Origin of the sequence: Paenibacillus sp. JNUCC-31 (genome assembly GCF_014844075.1) — a bacterium.
Lineage (GTDB): Bacteria > Bacillota > Bacilli > Paenibacillales > Paenibacillaceae > Paenibacillus.
Window position 1 is genome coordinate 717,955 of sequence record NZ_CP062165.1, and the last position, 25,355, is coordinate 743,309.

Here is a 25,355-nt window from a genome sequence, read left to right on the forward strand (position 1 = left end):
GCAAATAATGGTGATCCATAACTTCCCGACCAGCGATCTCCAGAAATTGAAACTATTTCGGTACTTCCAGTTTATAACCCACACCCCACACTGTCGTAATCATCGCCGCTGATTCAGGCGATACTTTGTTTAGCTTCTCACGAAGACGCTTCACATGCGTATCTACAGTACGAAGATCACCAAAGAATTCATAGTTCCATACATCCTTGAGTAGTTCTTCCCGGGAGAAAACTTTGTCTGGTGATGTCGCAAGGTAATGCAACAGTTCATATTCCTTAGGCGTAAGACTGATCTCTTCTCCACCCGCAGTCACCCGGTGAGCGTCATGTTCAATGACCAAATGCGGAAATACAATATTGTTACTCGAATTACTCTCTTTCGAAAGGTAGGCTGTCGCTGAAGATCGGCGCAAAATCGCCTTCACCCGGTAAATTACTTCACGCGGACTGAACGGCTTAACTACATAATCATCTGCCCCAACTTCGAAGCCCTGAACGCGGTTAATTTCTTCGCCTTTTGCAGTAAGCATCAACACCGGCGTTGATTTTACCTGACGCAGACGTGTACATACTTCAACGCCGTCCATACCCGGTAACATTACATCAAGCAAAATCAAACCATAGTCACCCGCAGTTGCTTTTCGCAGCGCAGTTTCCCCGTCTTCCGCTTCATCAATTTCATAACCTTCTTTTTCGAGATACATTTTCAAAAGTCGGCGGATTCTCTCCTCGTCATCCACAACCAGTATACGGTTCTCATGTTCAGCCATTCCACTCCAGCCCCTTTGCAATAACTCCTCATTACTTCTATTATGTTCGATCTGGCGAACAATATTTGAAAGCCCCTATTGAAAGAAGGGGCTTTCACATATGTTTCATGGATTTCTCTCCGGAACTTCACGAAAACAAAACGTCCTACCCTAGTCTGCCCCGGCGTAAGAATGCAACCCTGCGATGATTAAATTCACACCCACGAGGGTAAACATAACGACCAAGAATCCAAGCACAGCCAGCCAAGCAGACTTGCGGCCCTGCCAGCCTCTGGACAAGCGCAAATGCAGATACACACTATAATATAACCATGTTATCAGTGCCCACACTTCTTTGGGATCCCAGCCCCAGAAGCGGCTCCAGGCAATCTGGGCCCAAATCATGGCAAAAATTAATGCACCCAGCGTAAATATAGGAAACCCGATAGCAATTGCGCGATAACTAATTTCATCCAGATCATCGGCATCAATACCATCCAGCATCGGTTGTAGTGCTTGCCCAAGCGGTTTTCTTACGATTAAACGAATAAGACCGTACAGAATCAGCCCTACAATCAATGACCAGACTACTGTATTCAGTTTACGCCCGGCATTAACTCCATTCATCCAGGAAGGCGTTTCAAGCAAAGGTTCCTTCATGCCAAGAAACGGTTTTATACTTTCCACTTCGCTATTATAAGGTGCGAAAATGGGAGGCATGCGATAAACCACTTTCTCTATTGTACTATTTTCCTGTACCTCTGTGTCAATGCTAGTGGTTTTCTGTACAAAAACCGCCTCATATCCGGAAGCACGGAAAGCAAATACAATTCCGATAAAACCGACGACTACCACAATTGTAATCATCGTGAATTCAACCCATCCACGCTGGCGTCTGGAAGATTTGTCCTTGCCACTAAAGTCGACGGTACGCAACAAATACATGAACCCAGCTGCAAAACCTACGGCAAAGAATGCTTCTCCAAAGGCGGCCAAAGTCACGTGAATCTTGAGCCAAATCGACTGCAAAGCAGGAATCAGTGGCTGCACTTCCTGAGGAAATACGGCGGCATATGCCATAATTATGATCGTAAGAGGCAATGCGAATAACCCCAGCAAGGATTTACGATAAATTGCGTACACTACAATAAATGCCACCATAATCATCATGGATAAAAAACTCATAAACTCATACATATTACTTACCGGTATATGGCCTGCACCCGCCCAGCGTGTGCCAAAAAAGATAAGATGTGCAGCCAATGCAACAGTGGAAGCGATAAAAGCCCGCTTTCCCCAACGATCTAGATGAGCCTGAGGATCGCGATTACTCCATTTCTTTCCCATAACGGCAACGCCATATAACATAAATGCAGCACAATATAGAAAAAAAGATACGATAAATGCGTCGCTGCTGAAATCCAATAAACTCATGCTTGGTTCCCCCCGTTATCCAACGACTTCTCATCCACTTCCACATTCAACTGTTTCAACACAGCTGCAACTTCACGTCTGAAGCCAAACCAGTTTTTGTTGGTATGTCCGCCCAAGGTAAGCTGTCCAGCATCTATCCGAATCCAAATACGTCGATGGTGCCAGTAAAAGCCCATAACCAGTCCCAACATTACGATTCCAGCCCCGATCCATACAAAAGGCATGGCCTTGTCGATACGTATATTGAGGTAACTCACGGATTGAATGATATCAACCTTGTCCATACTGTCCACTTCCAACTGCAGAGGAATTTCTCCTCCATTCAGCTGTGTATTAATCGCATCCTGTTGAAAACGCTGTTTGTCCACCTGCTTTGCAAAATACAAATACTGCATGCCATTTTCGGGCAAATCCGGCCCTTTGATGTTAAATAGAAAGGCAGGTGCATTAGGCGAAGGAGACTTTGATTTGGGTTGTCCATTATCATCCAATGCAAAATCCATATATTTTTCTTTGACTGTCAAACTATAGGCTCCAGCTTCGAACGTTCGCTGCGTATCCACCATATCAATTTGGATGGAACCATACCGCTCACCTGTCTTGGTATTGACCAGATCAGGTGTTACCGAACGGATCGTTGGCGTCAGGTCATAATCAAACTGATACGCTTTCAATCCGTTATAATTTAATGGATGGTTCACTTGAACGTCATGCCTGGCCACCTCAGACAATTGAGGTTTCTTTGAAGGGTCTGAACAATCTGCAGTACATTCATACAAAACCACTTTGGTTTCGAAAAGTTTTGGAACCGTTTTGTTCAAGTTACGAAATTGTTCAGGCACTTCATCTTCTGTGTAAAACTCTACGTTGAACTGTTCATTCTTTAGATACATGGATGTATTCGGGATTTTCTTAATCTCCCCTTCAGGAAATGCAACATGCTCATCCAGATTCAGGCCAGGAAGTCCCCGCGCAAGTACTGCCAGTAGAAAAATAATCAGTCCGATATGGATAACATACGGCCCCCAGCGACTGAATCGCTGTTTTTCGGCCAGCAATGCAGTACCCTCGGTGTGTACACGATATCCTTTCTTTTTAAGCGGCGTAACCGCTTTCTTGATCCAGTCTTCTGGGGCCTCTTCAAAAGGGCCTTGGTACACCAGACGCTGGCGTGTAAGGAACTGCAAGTGTTTCCGTATTTTTTGTTTATTCAGTGCTTTGTATAGCGGAAGTACCCGGTCAAGACTGCAAATGACCAGTGAAGCACCGATCAGGACCAGCAGCAAAATAAACCACCATGACTCATATGTATGGGACAGACCCAGCAGATAATAGATATGACCCAACTGACCGTATGTGTCCTTGTAATAAACGGATGGATCAATATTAAGAAAGGTACTTTCTTGTGGATAGACCGTGCCGAGCATGGAACCAACAAGCGTAAATACAATCATGTATACGGCAATTTTGACCGACGAAAAAAAGTTCCATATGCGGTCGATCATATTGGGGTTACTACGTTGCGAACGCCGCGCCATACCATCATAGCGCATTTCAAGTAATTCATCCGATTTAACCTCAGCCTCCAGCAGCGGCTTGCCGCACGCTTCACACAGCACGGTGCCTACCGGATTCTGGTGTCCGCACTCACACTTCGTATTCTGAAACACGACTAGACCTCCTGTCAGGGCTGCTTCGCCAGTTGTGAAATTTGAGCGTCAAGTGTGTCCAAGTCAAGTTGACCGATATGAATGGTGGAGATTTTACCCGTGTCGGAGACAAAAAATGTGGTGGGCATTGGAGATATGCCGAAATCCCGGATCGAATTTTTGTCCCGGTCAAGCATAATTGGAAACGTTACGCCCACCTGTTTCACAAAATTTTCCACGGTCATTTGGTCTTCCCCTACATTGATACCAACAAATTGCACACCCTGGTCCTTCCACTTGTCCGCTTGCGCTTGAAGTGCAGGCATCTCTTTGACACAAGGCTCGCACCATGTTCCCCAGAAGTTGATCACCATGGCTTTGCCTTTGTACTCCTCAGACGTATGAACTTGACCATCCAGGCCCAGCAGTTCGAAAGAAGGAGCTTTGTCTCCTTCTTTCGGTTTGCCATTCGAGCCGGATACCGATGTCGTAATCGCATATCCGCCCAACACCAGGATCAATAACAAAATAACGATTTGCACCGCTCTTCTTGATTTCCCCATGTGCTGCTCCCCTTTTAAGTAACTATCATTCAGATATAACCGTCTCGGACAACTGTGAACATCCTATGAACAATTATAGCGAATTTCGTCACAAAACTGCGGCGGTTTTATGAAGATTATGTGTCCTCACATTACCTTTTTTTCATTTTTTTGGCGGGTTCTGATTTTGCGAGGGTAATTAGGTTGTTGACTTCCTCTTTGGTCAGATTGCGTGTGAGCCCACGTTTCAGGTTTTGCAGCAAAATGCCGCCGAACGAGATCCGTTTCAGACGTGTTACCGGATGGTTAATCGCCTCGAACATACGTCTAACCTGACGGTTACGCCCTTCGTAAATTGTGATGGAAATTACGGCTTCATTCCCTGCCGTATCCACATCCTTGTACTCGACTTCTGCAGGAGCTGTCATACCGTCATCCAGCATAATGCCTGTCTTTAATTTCTCCAGGGCAGTACCATGCGGAACCCCTTTAACGGTTGCAAGGTACGTCTTCGGTACATGATGCTTTGGATGCGTCAGCAAATGAGCAAACTCTCCATCATTCGTCAAAATCAGCAAGCCTTCCGTGTCATAATCCAGACGGCCAACAGGATAAACGCGTTCTTTGACACCTTTAAGATAGTCGGATACAATTTTCCTGCCTTCCGGGTCTGAAGCACTTGTGATAACACCTTTCGGCTTGTTCAACATCATGTACACTTTCTTTTCACTGCGGATCGGTTTTCCATTAACCGTAATCATATCCTCTTCGGGGTTCGCTTTCGTACCCAGTTCGGTTACGACCTCCCCGTTAACTTCTACTTTGCCGGACAGGATCAGTTCCTCACTCTTGCGGCGGGATGCAATGCCTGCCTGTGCGATAATTTTTTGTAATCTTTCCATGTTTGTCATGTCACCTCACACTAATGATACCCATCAAGGCCGGAAATCACAAGGATAATCCATCGATTTTGTAAACGCAGTGGCTGAAAACGCCTTTTGACCTGTGTTTAGCTATGAATTCAGACCAAAAAGCTCACCTTTTCACTGCCTGTATTCAACAGGAAGCGTCAAGGTGAACCTTTCACTTTCAATCATATGTAACCACTAAAACGAATAAGGTTAACTGGCTACTTTGCCGGCTACAACGACCTGTTTTTTGGCAGGTACTGCGCTCTCTTTAATGAAGGATTGCAGCGTTTTGGAAGTAATAAAATAAGTGCGTCCTCCGTATACAAAAGTCATCATGCCAACAACCTGATTGTTCTGATCCAGAACTGGGCCACCTGAATTGCCTTGTGCCACCGATTTTACGATACTGCCGATGCCCTTCTTGCCTGGGACGTCTGAATCTTGTGAATTAAATACTCGGCTCTTGGCTATCGTATTGTAGGTTGAAGGAAACTCCTCGTCCAACAGCACGAGTTCCCCAGCAGGATTTTTGGGAAATCCAATTGTATAGACAATTTGGTTATCCTTGCTATTCGCGAACGTCACGGGTTGTGCATCGATTGCTTTGTCCAGCTTTAGCAATGCCATATCCGTCACCGGATCTGTTTTGATGATTTTGGCCTTCACAGGCTTATCCAGTTGACCTGGGCTCGCTACAGTCAGTGTTCCTATGTCCCCGTCAGACAGTTCAGCAATATCCTGAATGACATGATAGTTGGTGAGCACTTCATCCTTGGAGATCAGTATTGAGGTACCCACATCATAATATACTGTATCGGGTTCATCCTGTTTCTCCAGACGTACGTTCACAACGGGGAAAGAATCCGCAGAAACGGCCAGTTGAGCACGCAATTGTTTATCAAAATAACCCGTAAAATGAATCGTATTAACGGCTTGAGCCGCGGCCAGCTCCGTCTGTCCTCCTAGCAACGCAATAGCAAGCATACCTGACATTCCAAAGCGGAGCATTTGTTTCCAACTCTTTTGCATGGTTCCCACTCTCCTCCGCTATTATTCTAGCATAATTCATATATCGGAAGGAAAGGGCAACTTTTTTATTCAAATACAATTAAACAAATGACCAAGGCAGCAATGAAACCAACCACATCAGAAAACAACCCGACTTTGAGGGCATAGCGGCCATTACGAATGCCTACTGCTCCAAAATAAACAGTCAATACATATAGAGTTGTATCCGTACTCCCTTGAATCGTGGAAGCCATGCGGCCAATCATAGAGTCAGGACCATAGGTCTTGATCAGATCTGTCGTAAAGGCAAGTGAGCCTGTCCCGGTCAAGGGACGCAAAATGCCAAGCGGCAATACTTCTCCCGGAACCCCCATCCAGGACACGAGTGGAGCGATCAGACTAATCACATAATCCAGTGCACCGGAAGCCCGAAATACACTAATCGCTACCATCATGCCTACCAGATGAGGAATAATGCTAATTGCCGTGGAAAATCCATCTTTGGCCCCATCAACAAAGGATTCGTAAACCGGGACCTTTTTGGTGAACGCATATAATGGTACAAACGCGATAATAACCGGAATGGCCCAGACGGAAATCCAGTTGATGAAGGTTAACAACGCTACTCATCCTTTCATAGCGGGATTGTCACTTTTATGTACACGCGGCGGTTTGTGAAGTGCTCTGTTGCGGTACCAACGATCAGCTACGATGGCTGCAAATGTCGCGACAATCGTTGCCATCAGTGTTGTCCCTACAATTTCCGTAGCATTGGCGGAATGATAATTGAGCCGAATGGCTATCAGGGTTGTTGGAATAATGGTGATACTCGCTGTATTCAATGCCAGTAAGGTACACATGGCAGGGGACGCCGTTTGTTTATCCGGATTCAATTCCTGCAGTTGCTGCATGGCTTTGATCCCCATTGGGGTAGCCGCATTGCCGAGGCCAAGCAGATTGGCACTCATATTGGATAAAATGTAGCCCATGGCTGGATGATTCCGCGGAACATCGGGAAACAAATAGCCGACGACCGGACCCAGCAGCTTCGCAATCCGGCCCAGCAGCCCGGCATCTTCAGCCATTTTCATCATCCCCATCCAGAACACGAGCACACTGATCAGCCCAAAACATACGGTTACTCCGGTTGCCGCTCCATCAAAAGCCGCCTGGGTAACGATTTCAATTTTCCCCTGTGCTGCTGCAAAAACAAATCCCGTTACGATCATGATAAGCCAGATAAGATTAATCAAAAGATAACCCTCCCCTCAACTTCAATATCTGTTTGTTTCGGAGGAACAAACTTAGCATTCAATTTTTTCGGCAATTTGGATTTATGGAGATAACAGATGACTTAATACTGCGCGCCAGGCCGCCGCCCACGAGGAAACATCGGCAATTCCGCCCCATGTTGAATCCTCTGTCTTCGGTTCCGGCGGAATATAACTTCCCTTGTGGTATACAGGGATGGAGCCCACAAGTTTCCCGTCAAGCTGCATATCAATTCTGCCGGCCAGTCCAAAAGAAGGATCTGTCGGTTTGGCACCTGCCTCTGCACCTTCCTGAACACGATTTTCGAGTAAAATAAGCTTTTTCGTCAATGAGGATGTCTCACTCTTCGCCAATGGATAGATGAACCCGCGGCCTGTGACCACATCTGTGTTTTGTACAGGCTGTTCCTTTTTTGCTATTTCCACCAAAGGGAAGTTTTCAAAACCAAAATCCAGCATTCGCGCATGATCATTCCAGTCATCGCCATCGTTCAAGGTTACCGCAGCAAGCTGTTGTCCATCGCGTGTTGCAGAGCTGACCAAACAACGGAACGCCTTTTTGGTATACCCGGTCTTCACCCCATCGGCTCCTTCGTACAGCCGCAGCATTTTATTTTTGTTTTGCCAGGAATACTCCCAGCTCTCATTCGGATTTGGAGCCTTCTTGTTCTCCGTCGCTACAATTCGTTTGAAAACCGGATTCTTGAGCGCATATGCGGTTAAGCGTGCCAGATCATTAGCGGTGGAGTAATGACCGTCGGCGTCAAGTCCATGAGGATTCATAAAATGGGAATGGGTCAGACCCATTTGCTCTGCCTTTTTGTTCATTAAGAGTACAAAACCTTCTTCAGATCCACCGACATGTTCAGCAATTGCAGAGGCCGCATCGTTGCCTGATCGCAGCATTAAACCATATAGCATGTTTTCAAGCGTCATTTCTTCGCCCAGTTTGAGATAGAGAGAAGACCCTTCTTTGGCAAAAGCCGAAGAAGTCACTTTTACTTTGTCATCCAGTTTGCCGTGTTCAATCGCAACAATCGCCGTCATGATTTTGGTCAGGCTGGCAATTCTGAGTTCCTTGTCCCCATCTTTGCTGTACAAAATCCGGCCCGACGTCACATCAATCAGAGCAGCACTTTGCGCATGAGTTGAGGGCCCCGGTATAGTCTCTTGGGCTTCTGCAAGCCCAAATGAAGGAAACAGAAACAAAGGTACAAGCATACATGCCACAAATTTCATTAATTTTCGCATCAATTCATTCCTCCGGGTCACTTGGAATCTTGTACTAGCTTATGTCTGGACAACCCGAAGTATGTCCCAGTACAAGAAAACAGCAAAAATCCCTTTCGCACACTCACTGCGGAAGGGATTTTGAGCGAATCATTTAGCTGAACGTTGAAGGATTAGGTGTGACAGGTATGCCGGACTCCGAAGGTTGTTGTTCCGTATTACGATTGCGGAACATGTCCTGAATTCTGTCCATCACATATGGTGTGGAGTCAATCAGTTTCTCGAACAGATGCGTTGAGTTGTCAAGCGGCACAATGTGAACACCCTGTTTTCCAACCACCAGGAACGCAATAGGACGAATAGATACGCCGCCTCCACTACCGCCTCCGAATGGAGAAGCAACCGAGGCAGAGCTGGCATGCTCAGTAGCACTTCCAGCACTCGCTTTGCTGCTTCCTCCATCATTTACATGAAAATCACTGCCACCTGCAGCAAATCCGAATCCTACTTTACTGATTGGCAGAATGACGGTACCGTCAGGTGTTTCTACCGCATCACCTACGATTGTATTGACATCCACCATGGCCTTGATATTTTCCATTGCGGTTTCCATTAAGCCTTGAATTGGATGATCTGACATTTAAATTCCCTCCAGTTTCATTATAAGCTAGGTTTGATCTAACCATATCATCCCCAAACTTGAAGGGAGTTATGTAAGTGAGTATTTCTCGAATCGTAGTCAAAATCACGGGCCAAGAACATGTCACATTCCGGTGTCGGTCGTTGGCAACCTTATACTCATCTTTGGCTGTATAAAAAGAGGACACCCACCTTCTAAACATCCTAATTGGTATGATGTCTTTTCAGCTTTTTCTTGCGTCTGCGCCGTTGTTCCTGCAAAAGTTTGAACCACACACGCCATCCTCCCTCCACTTGCAGTACACGGGTTAACAACATAAATCCTGCAATCAAAAGCGCTGTAATTCGAATTTTCATTTTCCAATCCAGTTCGGTTTGAAATTCCATATCATCTCCCCACACCGGCACAACCTGCAGGACTGGTGTTCGTTCAAAATGGATTTGATAAGACAAATATCCAATGATGCTCGATTTGATACTCCATACCCAGCCAATGAGAATAGCCGTGTACGCTGCATCGCCAACACCCACGCGGGTAGACCAGGACATATGAGTCATATGTACACGAGTGAGCGTTTGCTTGACCCACTGCTTCAATGCATCCGTTGCCCGAAGCATGATTTTTACATCTTTCGCCCATTTTTCAACTTTTCGTTTGTTGACACGCTTGCTACCCTGAGACTCTCCTCTTGAATGATTCGTTCGCTGTTCTGTTTTCACCAGAAATCCTTCCTTCCAATTACGAAAGACGATGCTGGGAATTTCATAGTTAATACGCACAATGCCATAGAACATACGAATCGTAATTTTGGCATAATCATCATGATTCTGTTTACTGAATGTAAAATGCACATGAACATACGAGATGAGGACTGCGGCAAGCAGCAGTGCGATCAACAAGCCGATTCCTCCAAGCCAAATCCACACAGGCCTTACCTCCAAGCCCTCAATTCTTTTCTTGTCTAGTATGACACTCTATATAGGAAAAAATTCACGTCCGACCTGAAAATTCCATTCTAACTTCCGACGTACCCAATCAACTATTCGAAAAGACAACAAAAAAACCGGCCCCCTTTAGGGTACCGGTTATCGTCCAAAACAATATTATGAATTAATGGAATCATCTTCAATGTTGATATCGTGTATATCGTCCGTAACTTCATTGTCATCCAGATTTGTATTTTCCAGATCCAATTCCACAGGCTGCACATCCAGCTTTTCAAAGAGCAACTGTGTCTCTTCCTCCAGATTCTCGGAATCTTCAAACAAGCCCGGCTCAGGCAGATCTTTGAGTGAAGCCAAACCGAAGTAATCCAGGAATGATTTGGTTGTTCCATATAGAATTGGGCGTCCAATCGCCTCAGCGCGTCCCACTTCCTGAATCAAATCCTTGTTCACAAGCGTGTGGATGGCGCGTTCAGACTTTACTCCACGGATCTCCTCAATCTCTACCCGCGTGATCGGTTGACGATACGCTACAATCGCAAGTGTCTCTAGTGCGGCCTGGGATAGGGAGGTACGTGCAGGTGAGTATGCCAACTTCTCAAAATACGTCGCATGCTCCGGCAAGGTACCCAACTGCACAACCCCTGCAATTTTAAGAATTTGCACGCCTCTCCCCTGGTTGGCAAATTCGGCGATCATTTCCTCAATCGCGTCGGACACCAACTCCACCCGCTGATCTACGATTTCGGCAATTTGTTTGATGCTCAGACCTTCTTCTCCGGACAAAAACAACAGGCCTTCAATAATCGATTTCAATTTCGGAAAATCCATGATTCTTTGTTTCCCCTCTCCACTCCATAACAATATCCTCAAACATCCGCTCCTGGTAACAGACAATCTGCTTCATCTTCATCAGCTCCAGCACCGCCAGAAATGTGACAACAATTTCATGCCGATAGATCTGGTTATCCAACAGTTTTGAAAATAACAGTCTGCCTCCTGGCCCCATGCTTTCCAAAGCGCCGATGACATCACGGATGCGATCCTTAACCGATATTTCATCCCGGTGGATCCGGGTAACGGTTGTCCGCTTCTCCGCCTTACGCAGCGCCTTCTGAAATGCAGCAATCAGATCCGAGGTATGCAACCCTTCCACCGGATTAGATTGTGCTTCTACGGGCATATACGGTCGCAAATCCTCGGGCTCTTTGGAAAAAATAAGGCTGCGTTCCCACTCCCGCTCATGTAAATGACGCGCAATTCCCTTGTATTTGCGATATTCAATCAGACGTGCAATCAGCTCAGCACGTGGGTCATAATCTTCTTCTTCCATATAAGCATAATCCTCAAAGTCCTCGATTACCGGTGGCTTGGGTAGTAAAAGTTTGCTCTTGATCGACAGAAGTGTTGCCGCCATTACCAGAAATTCACTCGTAATATCCAGCTCCAATTCCTGCATCGAATGCAGATACGCCATATATTGATCGGTAATATCGCTGATGGGAATATCCTGGATATGAATCTCTGCTTTATCGATCAAATGAAGCAGCAGATCCAAAGGCCCTTCAAAAGTCTCCAGTTTGTATGTCACTACCGTCACTAGACGAATCCTCCCGCCAGAAAAATAAAAACCCCCGCTAAGCCGCCGAATCCGGTCTCCCGTTTTCGTCTGCGCAGAGCAGGGCACTATATTAAATAAGCACTATTTTAGCTGTTTCGTCAAGTTTGCCATTTCGATAGCGGCAGTAGCTGCATCCCAACCTTTATTTCCTGCCTTTGTCCCAGCACGCTCAATGGCCTGTTCAATATTCTCTGTCGTAACCAGACCAAAGATGGTAGGCACGCCTGTTTTCAGGTTAATTGCGGCTACACCCTTAGCCATCTCATTGCACACATAATCATAATGTGTCGTTGAACCACGAATAACCGTACCGAGCGTAATGACCGCATCGTATTTTCCACTTTCGGCCATTTTTTGTGCAATCAACGGGATTTCAAAGGCACCTGGAACCCAGGCTACATCCACTTCATCATCTTGTACACCGTGACGTTTGAACGCATCCAATGCTCCACTGAGCAGCTTGCTTGTAATGAATTCGTTAAACCGACCCACGACAACTCCATATTTTAATCCTTCCGAAACCAAATGTCCTTCAAAAAAGTGTGGCATTCATGTCATCTCCCTAATTGTATTATATGATGTACGTAGCTGATCTTCGGCAAAAAATATTTCACCTTATTTTACTTCAGAACAGCCACTCAGTTTTTTTCTTCATTCTGCTCGATATCGTCGAATTTCAACATATGGCCAAGCTTCGCCTGCTTCGTATGCAAGTAGACCGTATTATCCTCGTTCTCTTGCATCTGAATCGGTACTCGTTCTACCACTTCCAGCCCGTAGCCTTCAAGCCCTTTAATTTTGCGCGGGTTGTTGGTTAATAACCGGATTTGGCGAACGCCAAGATCCTTGAGGATTTGGGCACCAATGCCGTAATCACGAAGATCAGCAGCAAATCCAAGCTTCAGATTGGCATCTACGGTGTCCAGACCTTCTTCTTGCAACTTGTAGGCTTTGAGTTTGTTGATCAATCCAATGCCACGGCCCTCCTGTCTCATGTAGAGCAGAACGCCATTACCTTCTTCATGGATCTGTTTGAGGGCTGCATCGAACTGCGGACCACAGTCACAACGATGAGAATGGAATACATCCCCTGTCAGACATTCAGAGTGCACGCGGACCAACACAGGCTTCGAACCGTCAATCTCTCCTTTAACCAAAGCTACGTGCTCTTTGTTATCCACCGCATTGGTATAGGCTACCGCTTGGAATTCGCCAATATCCGTAGGCATACGCACAGCGACTTCGCGTTGAACGAGCTTTTCCTTTTCATTCCGGTAACGAATCATGTCCTGAATACTTATGAGCTTCAGATCATGTTTACGGGCAATCTCCTGAAGATCTGGAAGTCTGGCCATCGTACCATCTTCCTTAATCACTTCACAGATGACACCGGCCGGGTATGAGCCGCACATAATAGCGAGATCCACAGCTGCTTCCGTGTGTCCGGCACGCCGCAGGACACCCCCGTCTTTCGCGATAAGCGGGAACGTATGCCCCGGCTTGCGGAAATCTCCACTTTTCGCTTCTGGATCGATCAAGCCCTTCACTGTTATGGAACGTTCATGTGCCGAGATGCCAGTTGTCGTATCTTTATGATCTACCGAAACGGTGAATGCCGTTCCATGAAAGTCCGTATTTTGTTGAACCATTGGTTTCAAATTAAGTTCGTCCGCACGCTGCTGCGTGATGGGAACACATACCAAACCTCTGCCTTCGGTAATCATAAAATTGATTACTTCCGGTGTAGCCTTCTCGGCCAATGCGATAAAATCGCCTTCATTCTCCCGGTCCTCATCATCTACCACAATGACAGGTTTCCCCCGCATTAAATCATAGATCGCTTCTTCTATAGGGTTCAGAATGGATTGTTCTCCTGACATAAGTCCCCCTCCAGTTTCCATTTCAAATTATATTTGTATTCAAACAATTAGTTAAGCAAATCCGTGATTAGCTAGGAAATCCTCACTGATACTTTTCGGCTTGCCTGCACCAGTCTCCTGATGTCCCTTACCGTAGTGCAGCAGATGATCCACATATTTGCCCAAAATATCACATTCAATATTGATGGTATCACCCGTCTTTTTGACATTTAATACCGTTTCACCAATGGTATGTGGAATAATGGACACAGTGAATGCAGTCTGTGAAGTATGCACAACTGTTAGACTAATTCCATCCAGGGTTACGGACCCTTTGGGTATCAGATATTTAAACAATTGCGTATCATCAGGTTTGATCTCGAAAACAATCGCATTCTGGTCACGTGTAATGCTGCCAATAACGCCAGTGCCATCTACATGACCCTGAACGATATGTCCGCCAAAACGTCCACCAGACAGCATGGCTCGCTCCAAATTGACTTTGTTGCCGGATTGCAATTGACTAAGATTGGTATGGCGGTATGTCTCGGGCATTACATCAGCTGTAAACCCACCGGCCTCCAGGGTTGTTGCAGTTAAGCATACCCCGTTTACAGAAACACTATCGCCAATCTTCAAGTCATTCATGATGGCGGAAGCTCCGATATTCAGGACCATCGCTTCGCCTTTCCGACCTATGCGCCGGATCTGACCGACTTCTTCCACCAAACCGGTAAACATGCTGCCGCCTCCTTTATTTATTTCGTTAACATAAATGTATTTATTCTGGCCAAACCGGAATTCCGCCAATGCTGATATTATCTCCAACTTGCTCAATTTCCAGCTGATGCAGTTGAATGGCCTGACTCATGCGCTCCACACCCTCGAAGCGGAAACTGCCTGGTGTATCGTATCCTCCGACAATTTTCGGAGCAATGAACATAAGCAGTCGGTCTACCAACCGAGCTTCCAACATAGCCCCATTCAGTGTGCCTCCGCCTTCAAGCAGGATTGAACCAATCTCACGTTCACCGAGCTTGCTGAGTGCATTCAGCAAATCTACACGCGGTCCAGGTCCACAACGAATAATCTCCACACCGTATGCTTCCAAACGCTCAGCTGCTTCAGTGCTTGCTTCATCCGTTGTAAGCACCCAAGTTGGTACTAGGCCATCCTTAACCATTTTGGAGCCTACAGGCAGACGCAGCTTGGAATCCACAACGATCCGCACCGGGCTGATCCCTTCCACCTGCAGACGAGTGGTCAGCTCCGGATTGTCAGCAATTACAGTTTCCACACCAACCATAATTCCTTGATGACGATGACGTAGAGCATGCACAATCTCGCGTGCCGGCTCGTTAGAGATCCATTTGCTGTCACCGCTACGAGTAGCGATTTTGCCATCAAGAGTAGTAGCCGTCTTTAAAGTTACAAAGGGAAGACCTGTTGTAATGTATTTAATGAATTTTTCATTCATCCGTCTGCCGCGCTCACGGAGGACACCCACTTCAACTTCAATCCCTTGTTGGCGCAGCATGCTGATGCCTCTGCCGGAAACTTGCGGATTCGGATCTTCACAGCATACAATGACACGTTTCACTTTCTCGTGAATGAGACGTTCGCTGCAAGGAGGGGTCTTACCATAGTGACTGCAAGGTTCGAGTGTAACATACACTGTACTGCCTTCAGCATCGCTGCCCGCCATATTCAGTGCATGTACCTCTGCATGGCCCGTCCCCCGTTTCAGGTGACTTCCCAGGCCTACGATACGCCCCTCTTTCACAACGACACAACCTACAACCGGATTAATTCCTGTCTGTCCTTGTGCCCGTTCTGCCATATCCAACGCCAGCGCCATATAAAATTCATCATTAATCATTTCCAATCCGTTCACCCCACGGTTAAAATCTGAGTTATTGTATTGACCTCCCTTCCAACAGAGAGGCATGTTCCATATCTATTAAAAAATCCCCGTCGAACAATCCGTTCGATGGGGATGATGAGAGACATGTGTCATCAGCAATACTATTGATACAGTACCAAAAACACTTCGCCCAAAAACTTCATTTCAGGCAAGTGAAAGCAGACACATACCTTAATGAACTTCATTTACAGGTAAAGAGCTTCTATGATGTGGCATATGTATGAAGATTTCCGAATGTAACCGGATTTCTCCCTGCACAGAAAATGAATTCGTCAAAAACTGTACAGCAACAATACTGCGGAATGCGGCCCGTTAGGACTGCACCCTCTCCTTCTCCCATCCAGACTATACTGTCGGTTCTGGAATTACACCAGATCAGCCATCTGCCACGGGCAGACGGGTCACGGACTTTGCACTTCGTGCTGGATTGACATCCTCACACGACTGCATCACCGCCGGTAGGGAATTACACCCTGCCCTGAAGGATTCGCTTTCGTTATTAATTGGATGTTAGCACTTTAATGTCAAAAAATCAATTATTTTTTGTTCCTTTTTGTCACATACTAACTTTTAATAAGCTAAGTGTAATAAAAAACCGTCTCGCCAAAGCGAAACGGTTTCCTTACAGAGATCCTGATTAAGCTTCTACAACTTCAACAGTCTCCATTTTGTCTTTACCTTCAAAAGCATCTACGAACTCCATACCTTTGGTTACTTTACCAAATACAGTATGTTGACCATCCAAATGTGGTTGCGGTTGGTAGCAGATGTAGAACTGGCTTCCGCCTGTGTTACGGCCTGCATGTGCCATAGCCAATGTTCCGCGCTCATGTTTGTTCGGGTTGATCTCACAGTTGATTGTATAGCCAGGGCCACCTGCACCGGTACCGTTAGGGCATCCGCCCTGAGCAACGAAGCCCGGAATAACACGGTGGAATGTAAGACCATTGTAGAAACCGGAGTTAGCCAGTTTCTCAAAGTTTGCTACTGTGTTTGGCGCTTCTTGATCGAACAGATCGATCAGAACTTCTCCGCCGTTTGCCATTTTGATTTTCGCTTGTTTCGCCATATGTAAATGACTCCTTTCGTATTGACCATCGTTAATGGTGCCAGAACGCATTGACCCTGGGTCAAGCTTTATAGCACTTTTCTTAGTGTACACCGAAAATGGATGGATCGCAAAATAATCAGCAAGATTTTTTAAAAAATCCAGCCTTATAGATGCAAAGAAGACAAAAAAGGAGCACTCCTTTTTTGTCTTCTTTATTAACAATTCAGCATCGTTCTCGAATTAACGAGTTACAGGCTGCTTAGCAATACGCTCAGGAACGAGGTCATTCTGGATAATGTCCTGATACGTCTCACGGCGTACCACAACATCCCCTTGACCGTCTTTGACAAATACTACTGCCGGACGACGAATCCGGTTGTAGTTACTTGCCATGGAGTAATTGTACGCGCCTGTGCATGCTACTGCGAGCAGATCGCCGCTTTGTACTTTGGGCAGTTCCAGATCCCAGATCAGCATATCGCCGCTCTCACAGCATTTACCAGCAACCGATACCGTTTCCTGAGCAGCCTCATTCGCACGATTGGCAAGTACTGCTTCATATTTGGACTCATACAGTGCCGGACGCGGATTATCTGTCATCCCGCCATCAACAGCCACGTATTTACGAACCCCTGGAATGTCTTTGCTTGTTCCAACGGTGTAGAGTGTTGTTCCCGCTTCACCCACGATGCTGCGGCCTGGTTCAACCCAGATCTCAGGTACGGCATAGCCGATTTGGGCAAAATGATTTTTAACCGCATCGGTGATGGCTTTTACGTATTGTGAAACTTCAAGCGGGGTATCTCCATCAATATAGCGAATGCCAAAGCCGCCGCCCAGGTTAACCACTTTGAAAGCAACGTTAAGACGCTCATGAACATCAGCTGCAAACTCTGCAACACGCTGAATGGCCATTTGGAAGCCTTCAACTTCAAAGATTTGCGATCCGATGTGTGAATGCACACCGAGTAAAACTAAGTTCGACTGCTTGGAAGCAAGTTCAATCGCTTCGAATGCAGTTCCGTTCCCGATATCGAATCCAAATTTCGAATCGGTTTGTCCTGTGGAGATATATTCATGCGTATGCGCTTCAACACCAGGCGTCACACGAAGCAAAATGTTTACTTTACGATTTTTGTCTGCCGCTACGGCTTGCAGCAGGTGCAGTTCATTAAAGTTATCCACAACAAAGCAGCCAATCTCAGCATCAAGCGCCATTTCAATTTCTTCCAGTGTTTTGTTGTTGCCGTGGAAGTGAATACGCTCTGCCGGGAAGCCAGCTTGCAGTGCAGTGAATAATTCACCATCGGATACAACATCCAATGAAAGTCCTTCTTCCGCAGCAAGAGCACACATGGCCATTACGCAGAATGCTTTACTTGCATAAGCAACTTGAAAGCCCAGTCCGGAAGCACGGAATGCTTCCATGTACTCTCTGCAGCGCTCGCGAACCAGTTGCTCGTCCACAACGTAGAGTGGAGTTCCGAATTGTTCTTTCATATCCGTTGTATCCACGCCACCAATTTCCAAATGTCCTTGCGCATTTATTTTACTTGTACCATGTAAATACATATTCTGCATTCCTCACTTTTTATATACTGGAACAGCTGTTATTCCAATGATTTTACACCAGTATATCAAATTAGTGAATGAGAAGAATGGATTTTTCAACTGATCATTTGTGTTTTTTACTTTTTCGCAATTCTCCGTCAGGGTCATCGTCCATTTTGGTATTGTCACGCGTCTTGTTGATTGATGGACGTTTTTTATTTTCCAACAAAGGCAAACGAAACAAAAAGTTGCCCAATGCCTTTGCATTAAACGGTATGAATGGCCAGAGATAAGAAGAGTTGTACGAGCGATGCAACGTAAGGGCCACTATAATGAACGTGGTTCCAACAACGAATCCAGGAACCTTGAATATCGCTACTGCCACTAGCAAAAACAACCTGACTAGCCGATTCGCCAAACCAAGCTCATAACTGGGAGTTGCAAACATGCCAATCGCAGCTATAGCCATGTAAAGTACAACTTCATTCACAAAATAACCTGTTTTCACAGCGATATCACCGACCAGAATGGCGGCAATCAAGCCCATGGCCGAAGCGAGTGGTGTGGGGGTATGAACAGCCGCCATCCGCAATAAATCGACCCCGAACTCAATGAGCAGGAACTGTAGAATCAGCGGAAGCTTGGCATTCTCATGAGGACCGATGAACTCCATTCCAGCCGGCTTGATCCCCGGATCAATCACCATCAATAACCACAAAGGTAACAAGAAAAGCGAAATCAAAATGCCCCCAAAACGTACCCAGCGCAGATAGGTTCCCATAAAGGCGGTCTGTCTGTTCTCTTCTGCATGTTCACACAGGTCAAAAAAAGTCGTGGGCAGAATCATCACACTGGGTGAAGTATCTACAAAGATAACAACTCGCCCTTCAATCAGATGAGAAGCCGTCACATCCGGCCGTTCCGAATAACGAACCAACGGATATGGGTGCCAGCCCTTGTTAATGATCGCTTCTTCAAGTTGCTTATCAGCAGCAGGAATGCCGTCGATATTCACTCGTTTAATTTTCTCGCGAACCGAATCCACCTGAACCTTATCCACGATATCATCTATATAGACGACGCAGACATCCGTTTGAGATCTCCGACCGACCTGCATAATTTCGAATTTTAATCCAGGGTCTCGTATTCTGCGACGTACTAGCGCAACGTTCGTCAGGAGTGTCTCGGTAAAACCGTCTCTAGAGCCGCGCACCACTCGTTCCAGCGAAGGTTCCTCCGGTGAACGCACTGGATAACTGCGCGTATCCATAATAATAACGGAACGATCCCCTTCAACAAACAAAGCGCTCATACCCGTGAGAACCTTGTTAATTACAGCACTCATTTTTTCTACTCGCTCAACCTGTATATGAGGGATGTAACAATCAAAATATGACTTTAGTGCATGTCCTGATACCTGGTCTGGTGTAAGATAGGTTAACCGTTTTAACACTTCAAGCAGAATCTCATCTTTCGCAAAACCAGTTAATAACAGCAATCCCACATGCTTTCCGCCCATAACCATTTCTCTCATATTGACATCGAAGGATTCACCAAGACCCAATACTTGCTGCAGCGTATATTTGTTTTCACTCATGCTCGGGGAGATATCATCGTTTCCCTGCCAATATTCTACCGATTCCTCAATACTGTCCGACATTTCATTTTGTTTCTTTTTTTCGTATGCCTTCTTCTCTTCCTCCTTCTGGGTTTCATAATCAGATTTGTTCACCATCTCTTCCGACATTGATTCGTCGGAGTTACGCCCGTCGTTGTCCGGTCTTACATCCATTTCCCAGCCTCCTTTGGCCAACACGATTTAACGCTGATATACAAAAAAGTCAAATAGCGAACCAGTCATTTTCCCCAAAATCATGGCGAGCAATAGTCCGAATAAATAAGATTTCATGCCCAAACGTTTCGCGAGTACAGGCAGCACATTCAATACCTCTGTGAGTGCGGCAGCGAGCAGACCGATGAACACACCGCAAAACAATCCAATGATCGGGCTGAGCAGCAACACGCCATGCACTTTCCAATGCCAGAAATCCGCAACGGTACCGATCAGCGAACCGCCAATCAATGCCCCTTCATACCAATGGGTTTTATCATAGGAACGTGTTAGCTGCGCCAATCTGGGAATCATATCGAGCACGAGAATAAGCGCAATCACACCGCTTCCTACGGCGACTCCCCCCGCAACACCCAGCACGATACTGATCGCTCCATTAAGAACGCTCATCCGCATTCATCTCCCTGCGTTCCTCTTCATGCATACGTTCGGTTTCTTCAATCACTACATATTTGTCTACATTTTGCTGGTATAGGAACATTTCCACTTCCAAAGGGGTAGGTTCTTCATTCCATTTTTTCTTGAATAAATGATTGAAAAACACAGCCATACCAAATCCAATCCCAATGGAATAGGCCACTTGGAACAAATAGGGATGCTCATCACGGCGTCCTGTAATCATTTCGACGATTCGAATCTGTACTTCCTGCATGTTTACGTCTGCATGAAAATTCATAATGGTCAGGGCTGATCCGAAAAATAGCAGCAACCATACCAGAATGAACAATGATATGGATGCCTTGCCAGTTCCCGCAATCACCTCAACAAGTGTATGTCCCGATCCGATTAATTCAACAGTGACACCAGGCAAAGCCATACGGATCTGGGGAATAATCTGTAGTATGTCAATGAGGATCAGATTTCCGTCCTCCGGTCCGGGGCGCAGCAGTTCAAGCTCAAGCAGCCTCCCTTCCTGTTCCTCTGGAGAGGTTAGCAGATGAGCCACATCCCCAAGCTTGACGCCCCGCCCCCTCTGGATGCGAATACGACTGCGCAAGCGAACGTAGACCGTTGGAGTGGGTGTCATGGACATCCGAAACACTCCTTTACTGCGTAATTTAGGTTAGTATTTGAAGAATGTGCAAATTTATTACATTCTGTTGGAAAAAGGTTGTATGAACCTTGCGGGCACTTCGGGATGGATCGGCCTCGGTCGCTGTTATCCCCAGATTTCTTTGAATCTCCTTTATCAAGGAGGAAATCCGGTGCTAAAGGCGAACGCTTCGCTCCTTAGTCCGATTCCATCCCTCCGCTGCACGGGTCTCCATTTTTCCCAAAGGTCTGCAATAACTATGCTGGGAGCGGTAGTAGGAGATAAAAAAAAGCCGCTATTATAGCGACTTAGCTGAAATTAGAGAGTCAGCTCGAAATCAAAACCGGTAATAGCTAGCAGGACGGATAACAATACCTTCTTTTTTATTTCATCGCTCAATACCCTCCTTATTCCTTAACTCCAATTCCTTTCTGAACTTTAACGGGGTGATTTTCATGATTTTGCGAAATTGGTTAATAAAATAACTTGTGCTATTAAAACCAACTTCATAAGCAATCTCGGTAATGCTGCGTTCTTGGATCTGTAACAGCTCCACACTCTTTCGAATGCGATAATCGATAACATACTGCAAAGGTGTTGTCTTCAACATTTGTTTGAAATAACGGCATGTTTCCGAGCGGCTTAACTGACCTGCCCTTGCAATGTCCTCCAGTTTGATGGGATCGGCAAAGTGCATGTGAACCCATTCGACCATGTCCTTCATTCGCCTGCTTTTGGTGATTTCTGAAGGATCATATTCCAGCACGTAGCCACTGGTAATCAGATGTTTCCACATCGTCAAGAGGTGTGAAGCCACATTTATTTCGTACAACGGGAGCTGCTCATCCAGATCCTTTTTAACATGACGGATGGCGTTCAGAACATGAGCGCCCCAAGGTAGTTCCCCTTTGATCAGAAGATAAGGTAAATTAGTGGCTGAGATGTAGGGATGAACATACTTCACATATAACTCGGAAGGTACGACAAAATGGGGTGACAGGTTCAAACAGAGATAAATACAATTATCATTCTTACCATGATCTTCTGCCATATGCATGGAACCACTGTTGATAAACAACCCATCACCTTGTGACACAACGATCTTTTGATCATTCACATGAAAAAGAGCTTTACCCTGGACAATCAAAACAAATTGCAATTCATCATGCCAATGCAAAGGGATGTGACCATGAACATGCCGTACAATTGTGGTTTCGTAACAAGCTACAGGCAAAGTAACCGTACGATGATCCGTCAGTTCCTTCCGGTTCTGATCCATTTTAAATTCTGACTTAATCATATTTTATCATCTCAATATAGTTATATTTATCTGTGCGATATTGATATTATTATAGCTTGTTTCACCTTAATATATCATTATTCTTATATTTAAGGCGGGGGAACTATCCATGATAATACCTATTCAAAATTCTAGAAAATCAGGCATATTCTTCGTTCTTACAGGAGCAATATGCTGGGGCATTGGTGGAACGGTTTCACAGAAGCTGTTTCAACAATACGGAATCGAAGTCAACTGGTTTGTAACGGTACGACTGCTGATTGCCGGCATACTGCTTCTTGGCGTGCAATCCTTTACACCGAGGCGCACACAAATTTTCGATATATGGAAAAGCAGTAAATCAGCCCTGCAGCTAATCATTTTCGGTTTATTCGGGATGCTGGCTGTTCAGTATACGTACATGGCGTCCATTCAACATGGCAACTCCGCGGTAGCTACATTACTTCAATATTTGTCACCAGTGATGATCATGGTGTATATGATCTGGCGAAGACAGGCTGCCTTGACCAGAAAAGATGTTACATCAGCGATTTTGGCTCTAAGCGGGTGTTTTTTTCTGCTTACAAATGGTTCTCTCTCCCAATTGTCTGTGGCGTTACCCGCAGTATTGTGGGGGCTGTTATCCGGAGTTGCAGCTGCCTTCTATACCCTCTACGCCGTGAAGCTTATTGAAAAGGTTGACTCACTCGTTGTTGTAGGCTGGGCAATGATCATCGGTGGGGCTGCACTGAGTCTCATTCACCCACCTTGGAAAATGGACTTTGCCAGCTTGCGTATGGAAACCTATGGATATTTGATATTTACTATTATATTTGGAACAATGATTGCATTCTGGTTCTATATTGAGAGTCTTAAAAGCCTGACCGCAAAAGAAACAAGTCTGCTTGGAAGTGCCGAGCCGCTTGCTGCCGTCGGAGCAACAGTCGTCTGGTTGCATGAACCTTTCGGTTATTTCCAGTGGCTGGGGACCGTATGTATTATTGGATTGATATTACTGTTGCAGTCGAATCGGAGCCGATCCGTAAAGGCTAACGACAAATAACCTTCTCCGCATATTCAAGCGCGATAGAAGGTTGTTAGTTGTCGTATATTGGAAATTCAGCACCAATAATGTGGTCAGCAATCCAAAATTACTGCGCGATCTGGTCGCGAATGGATTGAAGTATTTTTTTCTCCAGCCGTGACACCTGCACCTGGGATATGCCCAGCCTGCTGGCAACCTCGGATTGCGTCTGATCCCGGTAGTACCGGAGGTACACAATCAGTCGTTCCCTTTCACTAAGACCGCCGATTGCTTCGTTCAGCGCAAGCTTGTCAAACCAACGTTCCTGAGATTCGTCGGCAATCTGATCCATCAGTGTAATCGGATCGCCGTCATTCTCAAACACCGTCTCATGAATGGAGGTCGGCGGTTTGTTCGCTTCCTGCGCAAATACGACTTCCTCCGGAGTCACCCCCAGCTCTTCAGCCACTTCCTTGATCGTTGGAAGACGGTCCAGTGTTTTGGACAGCTCATCCCTTTTCTTGCGGACTTTATTCGCCATTTCCTTGAGTGAACGACTGACCTTGAGGGTACCGTCGTCTCGCAGGAAACGCTGAATCTCTCCGATAATCATGGGTACTGCATAGGTGGAAAATCTCACATCGTAACTGAGATCAAATTTATCCACCGATTTGAGCAGCCCAATACAACCAATCTGGAACAGATCTTCCGGCTCATATCCCCTGTTCATAAAACGTTGTACGACGGACCAGACGAGTCTGATGTTGCAGTTCACCAGCGTATCCCGTGCGACATGGTCACCCGACTGACTGAGCGCAATCAGCCGTTTGACTTCGGCATCGTCCAAATAGGTCTGTGAAGACTGTTTCACTTCAGCATCCATAAGACCACCAACCCCTAATTATACAATGCTTTCTTGGATTCAATCCTCTTCTTCATCTTGATGGAGGTGCCTCTGCCGGGCTCACTGCTGACTTCGAATTCATCCATGAAGTTTTCCATAATGGTGAAGCCCATGCCCGAGCGCTCAAGTTCGGGTTTGGACGTATACAGTGGCTGTTTAGCCAGTTCAAGATCTTCGATGCCTTCACCGCGGTCTTCCACAATGATCGTAATCATGTCATCCCGAATCTGGGCTTGAATGGACACGACACCTTCAGGATTGTTGTTGTAACCGTGGATGATGCTGTTGGTCACTGCTTCCGAAATGACCGTCTTCAGATCGCTAAGCTCGTCCATTGTAGGATCAAGCTGGGAGATGAAAGCAGCAACGGTCACCCGTGCGAACGATTCGTTCTCCGACTTGGCCGCAAATTGCAGATTCATGAAATTTGTCCCCGTTCCTTCATTCATGAGACGACCTCCAGACCTGAGAGAGCAGTTCCCTCATTTTCGTAAATCGGCATAATCTTGAACAAACCCGACATTTCCAGCAAACGGTACACCGGCGGATTGACATCACAGACAACCATCTTGCCGCCTTTATTCTTAATGAGCTTGTATCTTCCCAAAATAACACCCAATCCCGAACTGTCCATGAATTGCAGATCTTTCAGGCTGAGTACCAGATGCTCGCATTGTCTGCGCTGGATAGCTTCATCCATCTGCATCCGTACCATATCAGCTGTATGGTGATCCAGCTCCCCGGATAATCGCACAATCAGAATCCCGCGGTGATGTTCCATTTCCACATGCAAGTTCACGTTTGCTCACTCTCCTCCCTGTCTTGAACAAGGATTTCTACGTTCCCGAAGGCTTTTCCTGCCCCCCGACAAAACTAGAAG

Annotated in this window: 27 protein-coding genes and 1 riboswitch; of the genes, 1 reads left to right on the forward strand and 26 read right to left on the reverse strand. The window is 46.0% G+C overall.

Annotated elements, in window-relative coordinates; translation table 11 throughout:
* Positions 1 to 52: 52 nt before the first annotated feature.
* The 23 genes from JNUCC31_RS03005 to JNUCC31_RS03115 all read right to left on the reverse strand — a co-directional run bounded on the left by JNUCC31_RS03005 (position 53) and on the right by JNUCC31_RS03115 (position 22,568).
* Complete coding sequence (locus JNUCC31_RS03005; RefSeq protein ID WP_017687664.1) at positions 53 to 769, reverse strand: response regulator transcription factor; 717 nt, start codon at positions 767 to 769, stop codon at positions 53 to 55.
* 150 nt (positions 770 to 919) lie between these two features.
* Positions 920 to 2,182 (reverse strand): cytochrome c biogenesis protein CcsA, encoded by a 1,263-nt coding sequence (gene ccsA / locus JNUCC31_RS03010; protein WP_192268429.1) that lies wholly within the window; start codon positions 2,180 to 2,182, stop codon positions 920 to 922.
* Positions 2,179 to 3,852 (reverse strand): cytochrome c biogenesis protein ResB, encoded by a 1,674-nt coding sequence (gene resB, locus JNUCC31_RS03015; RefSeq protein ID WP_192268431.1) that lies wholly within the window; start codon positions 3,850 to 3,852, stop codon positions 2,179 to 2,181. The genes ccsA and resB overlap by 4 nt, the downstream gene beginning before the upstream one ends.
* A gap of 14 nt (positions 3,853 to 3,866) precedes the next feature.
* Positions 3,867 to 4,394, reverse strand: coding sequence for a redoxin family protein (locus JNUCC31_RS03020; protein ID WP_192268433.1), 528 nt, complete (start codon positions 4,392 to 4,394; stop codon positions 3,867 to 3,869).
* A 131-nt stretch (positions 4,395 to 4,525) separates the two neighbouring features.
* Positions 4,526 to 5,275, reverse strand: coding sequence for a pseudouridine synthase (locus JNUCC31_RS03025; RefSeq protein ID WP_024634051.1), 750 nt, complete (start codon positions 5,273 to 5,275; stop codon positions 4,526 to 4,528).
* Between the two features lie 219 nt (positions 5,276 to 5,494).
* On the reverse strand, positions 5,495 to 6,313 hold the full coding sequence (locus tag JNUCC31_RS03030) for a S1 family peptidase (protein WP_192268435.1): 819 nt from the start codon (positions 6,311 to 6,313) through the stop codon (positions 5,495 to 5,497).
* 65 nt (positions 6,314 to 6,378) lie between these two features.
* On the reverse strand, positions 6,379 to 6,912 hold the full coding sequence (locus JNUCC31_RS03035) for a spore maturation protein (RefSeq protein ID WP_192268437.1): 534 nt from the start codon (positions 6,910 to 6,912) through the stop codon (positions 6,379 to 6,381).
* Positions 6,913 to 6,918: 6 nt separating this feature from the next.
* On the reverse strand, positions 6,919 to 7,545 hold the full coding sequence (locus tag JNUCC31_RS03040) for a nucleoside recognition domain-containing protein (RefSeq protein WP_192268439.1): 627 nt from the start codon (positions 7,543 to 7,545) through the stop codon (positions 6,919 to 6,921).
* Positions 7,546 to 7,626: 81 nt separating this feature from the next.
* Positions 7,627 to 8,814: a D-alanyl-D-alanine carboxypeptidase family protein gene (locus tag JNUCC31_RS03045; protein ID WP_192268441.1), complete on the reverse strand. Its 1,188-nt coding sequence runs from the start codon at positions 8,812 to 8,814 to the stop codon at positions 7,627 to 7,629.
* Between the two features lie 133 nt (positions 8,815 to 8,947).
* Positions 8,948 to 9,433, reverse strand: a complete 486-nt coding sequence (ytfJ, locus tag JNUCC31_RS03050; RefSeq protein ID WP_192268443.1) for a GerW family sporulation protein — start codon at positions 9,431 to 9,433, stop codon at positions 8,948 to 8,950.
* Between the two features lie 203 nt (positions 9,434 to 9,636).
* Positions 9,637 to 10,359: a DUF2953 domain-containing protein gene (locus tag JNUCC31_RS03055; RefSeq protein ID WP_192268445.1), complete on the reverse strand. Its 723-nt coding sequence runs from the start codon at positions 10,357 to 10,359 to the stop codon at positions 9,637 to 9,639.
* A 177-nt stretch (positions 10,360 to 10,536) separates the two neighbouring features.
* Complete coding sequence (gene scpB / locus JNUCC31_RS03060) at positions 10,537 to 11,208, reverse strand: SMC-Scp complex subunit ScpB (RefSeq protein WP_192268447.1); 672 nt, start codon at positions 11,206 to 11,208, stop codon at positions 10,537 to 10,539.
* Entirely contained in the window at positions 11,177 to 11,977 is an 801-nt protein-coding gene (locus tag JNUCC31_RS03065; protein ID WP_062324409.1) for a segregation and condensation protein A, read from the reverse strand. Before JNUCC31_RS03065 ends, scpB begins: the two co-directional genes overlap by 32 nt.
* Before the next feature lie 102 nt (positions 11,978 to 12,079).
* Positions 12,080 to 12,547 (reverse strand): 6,7-dimethyl-8-ribityllumazine synthase, encoded by a 468-nt coding sequence (gene ribH / locus JNUCC31_RS03070; protein ID WP_024630943.1) that lies wholly within the window; start codon positions 12,545 to 12,547, stop codon positions 12,080 to 12,082.
* Between the two features lie 89 nt (positions 12,548 to 12,636).
* Complete coding sequence (locus tag JNUCC31_RS03075; RefSeq protein WP_323374360.1) at positions 12,637 to 13,878, reverse strand: bifunctional 3,4-dihydroxy-2-butanone-4-phosphate synthase/GTP cyclohydrolase II; 1,242 nt, start codon at positions 13,876 to 13,878, stop codon at positions 12,637 to 12,639.
* A gap of 51 nt (positions 13,879 to 13,929) precedes the next feature.
* Positions 13,930 to 14,598 carry a riboflavin synthase gene (ribE, locus tag JNUCC31_RS03080; protein ID WP_192268449.1) on the reverse strand — a complete coding sequence of 223 codons (669 nt, stop codon included), beginning with the start codon at positions 14,596 to 14,598 and terminating at the stop codon, positions 13,930 to 13,932.
* Between the two features lie 40 nt (positions 14,599 to 14,638).
* Complete coding sequence (gene ribD / locus JNUCC31_RS03085; RefSeq protein ID WP_192268451.1) at positions 14,639 to 15,742, reverse strand: bifunctional diaminohydroxyphosphoribosylaminopyrimidine deaminase/5-amino-6-(5-phosphoribosylamino)uracil reductase RibD; 1,104 nt, start codon at positions 15,740 to 15,742, stop codon at positions 14,639 to 14,641.
* 363 nt (positions 15,743 to 16,105) lie between these two features.
* Positions 16,106 to 16,271: riboswitch (FMN riboswitch) on the reverse strand.
* A gap of 147 nt (positions 16,272 to 16,418) precedes the next feature.
* Complete coding sequence (locus JNUCC31_RS03090; protein WP_192268453.1) at positions 16,419 to 16,850, reverse strand: peptidylprolyl isomerase; 432 nt, start codon at positions 16,848 to 16,850, stop codon at positions 16,419 to 16,421.
* Positions 16,851 to 17,072: 222 nt separating this feature from the next.
* Positions 17,073 to 18,404: a diaminopimelate decarboxylase gene (gene lysA, locus JNUCC31_RS03095; RefSeq protein ID WP_192268455.1), complete on the reverse strand. Its 1,332-nt coding sequence runs from the start codon at positions 18,402 to 18,404 to the stop codon at positions 17,073 to 17,075.
* A gap of 103 nt (positions 18,405 to 18,507) precedes the next feature.
* A complete protein-coding gene (locus JNUCC31_RS03100; RefSeq protein ID WP_192268457.1) occupies positions 18,508 to 20,175 on the reverse strand; it encodes a spore germination protein in 1,668 nt (555 codons plus the stop codon).
* A gap of 27 nt (positions 20,176 to 20,202) precedes the next feature.
* Positions 20,203 to 20,631, reverse strand: a complete 429-nt coding sequence (locus JNUCC31_RS03105; protein WP_192268459.1) for a stage V sporulation protein AB — start codon at positions 20,629 to 20,631, stop codon at positions 20,203 to 20,205.
* Positions 20,612 to 21,268: a stage V sporulation protein AA gene (locus JNUCC31_RS03110; RefSeq protein ID WP_192268461.1), complete on the reverse strand. Its 657-nt coding sequence runs from the start codon at positions 21,266 to 21,268 to the stop codon at positions 20,612 to 20,614. The genes JNUCC31_RS03105 and JNUCC31_RS03110 overlap by 20 nt, the downstream gene beginning before the upstream one ends.
* 388 nt (positions 21,269 to 21,656) lie before the next feature.
* Positions 21,657 to 22,568, reverse strand: coding sequence for an AraC family transcriptional regulator (locus JNUCC31_RS03115; protein ID WP_192268463.1), 912 nt, complete (start codon positions 22,566 to 22,568; stop codon positions 21,657 to 21,659).
* A 109-nt stretch (positions 22,569 to 22,677) separates the two neighbouring features.
* Here JNUCC31_RS03115 and JNUCC31_RS03120 point away from each other — a divergent pair, with 109 nt between their 5' ends.
* A complete protein-coding gene (locus JNUCC31_RS03120) occupies positions 22,678 to 23,610 on the forward strand; it encodes a DMT family transporter (RefSeq protein ID WP_192268465.1) in 933 nt (310 codons plus the stop codon).
* 88 nt (positions 23,611 to 23,698) lie between these two features.
* On the opposite strand, the gene sigF is transcribed toward JNUCC31_RS03120, so the two are convergent.
* From sigF to spoIIAA, 3 genes are read right to left on the reverse strand one after another with little or no spacing between them, the layout of a single operon-like run.
* Positions 23,699 to 24,454, reverse strand: a complete 756-nt coding sequence (gene sigF, locus JNUCC31_RS03125; protein ID WP_192268467.1) for an RNA polymerase sporulation sigma factor SigF — start codon at positions 24,452 to 24,454, stop codon at positions 23,699 to 23,701.
* A gap of 14 nt (positions 24,455 to 24,468) precedes the next feature.
* Complete coding sequence (gene spoIIAB, locus JNUCC31_RS03130; protein ID WP_192268469.1) at positions 24,469 to 24,924, reverse strand: anti-sigma F factor; 456 nt, start codon at positions 24,922 to 24,924, stop codon at positions 24,469 to 24,471.
* Positions 24,921 to 25,274, reverse strand: a complete 354-nt coding sequence (gene spoIIAA / locus JNUCC31_RS03135; protein ID WP_036663380.1) for an anti-sigma F factor antagonist — start codon at positions 25,272 to 25,274, stop codon at positions 24,921 to 24,923. The genes spoIIAB and spoIIAA overlap by 4 nt, the downstream gene beginning before the upstream one ends.
* Positions 25,275 to 25,355: the final 81 nt, after the last annotated feature.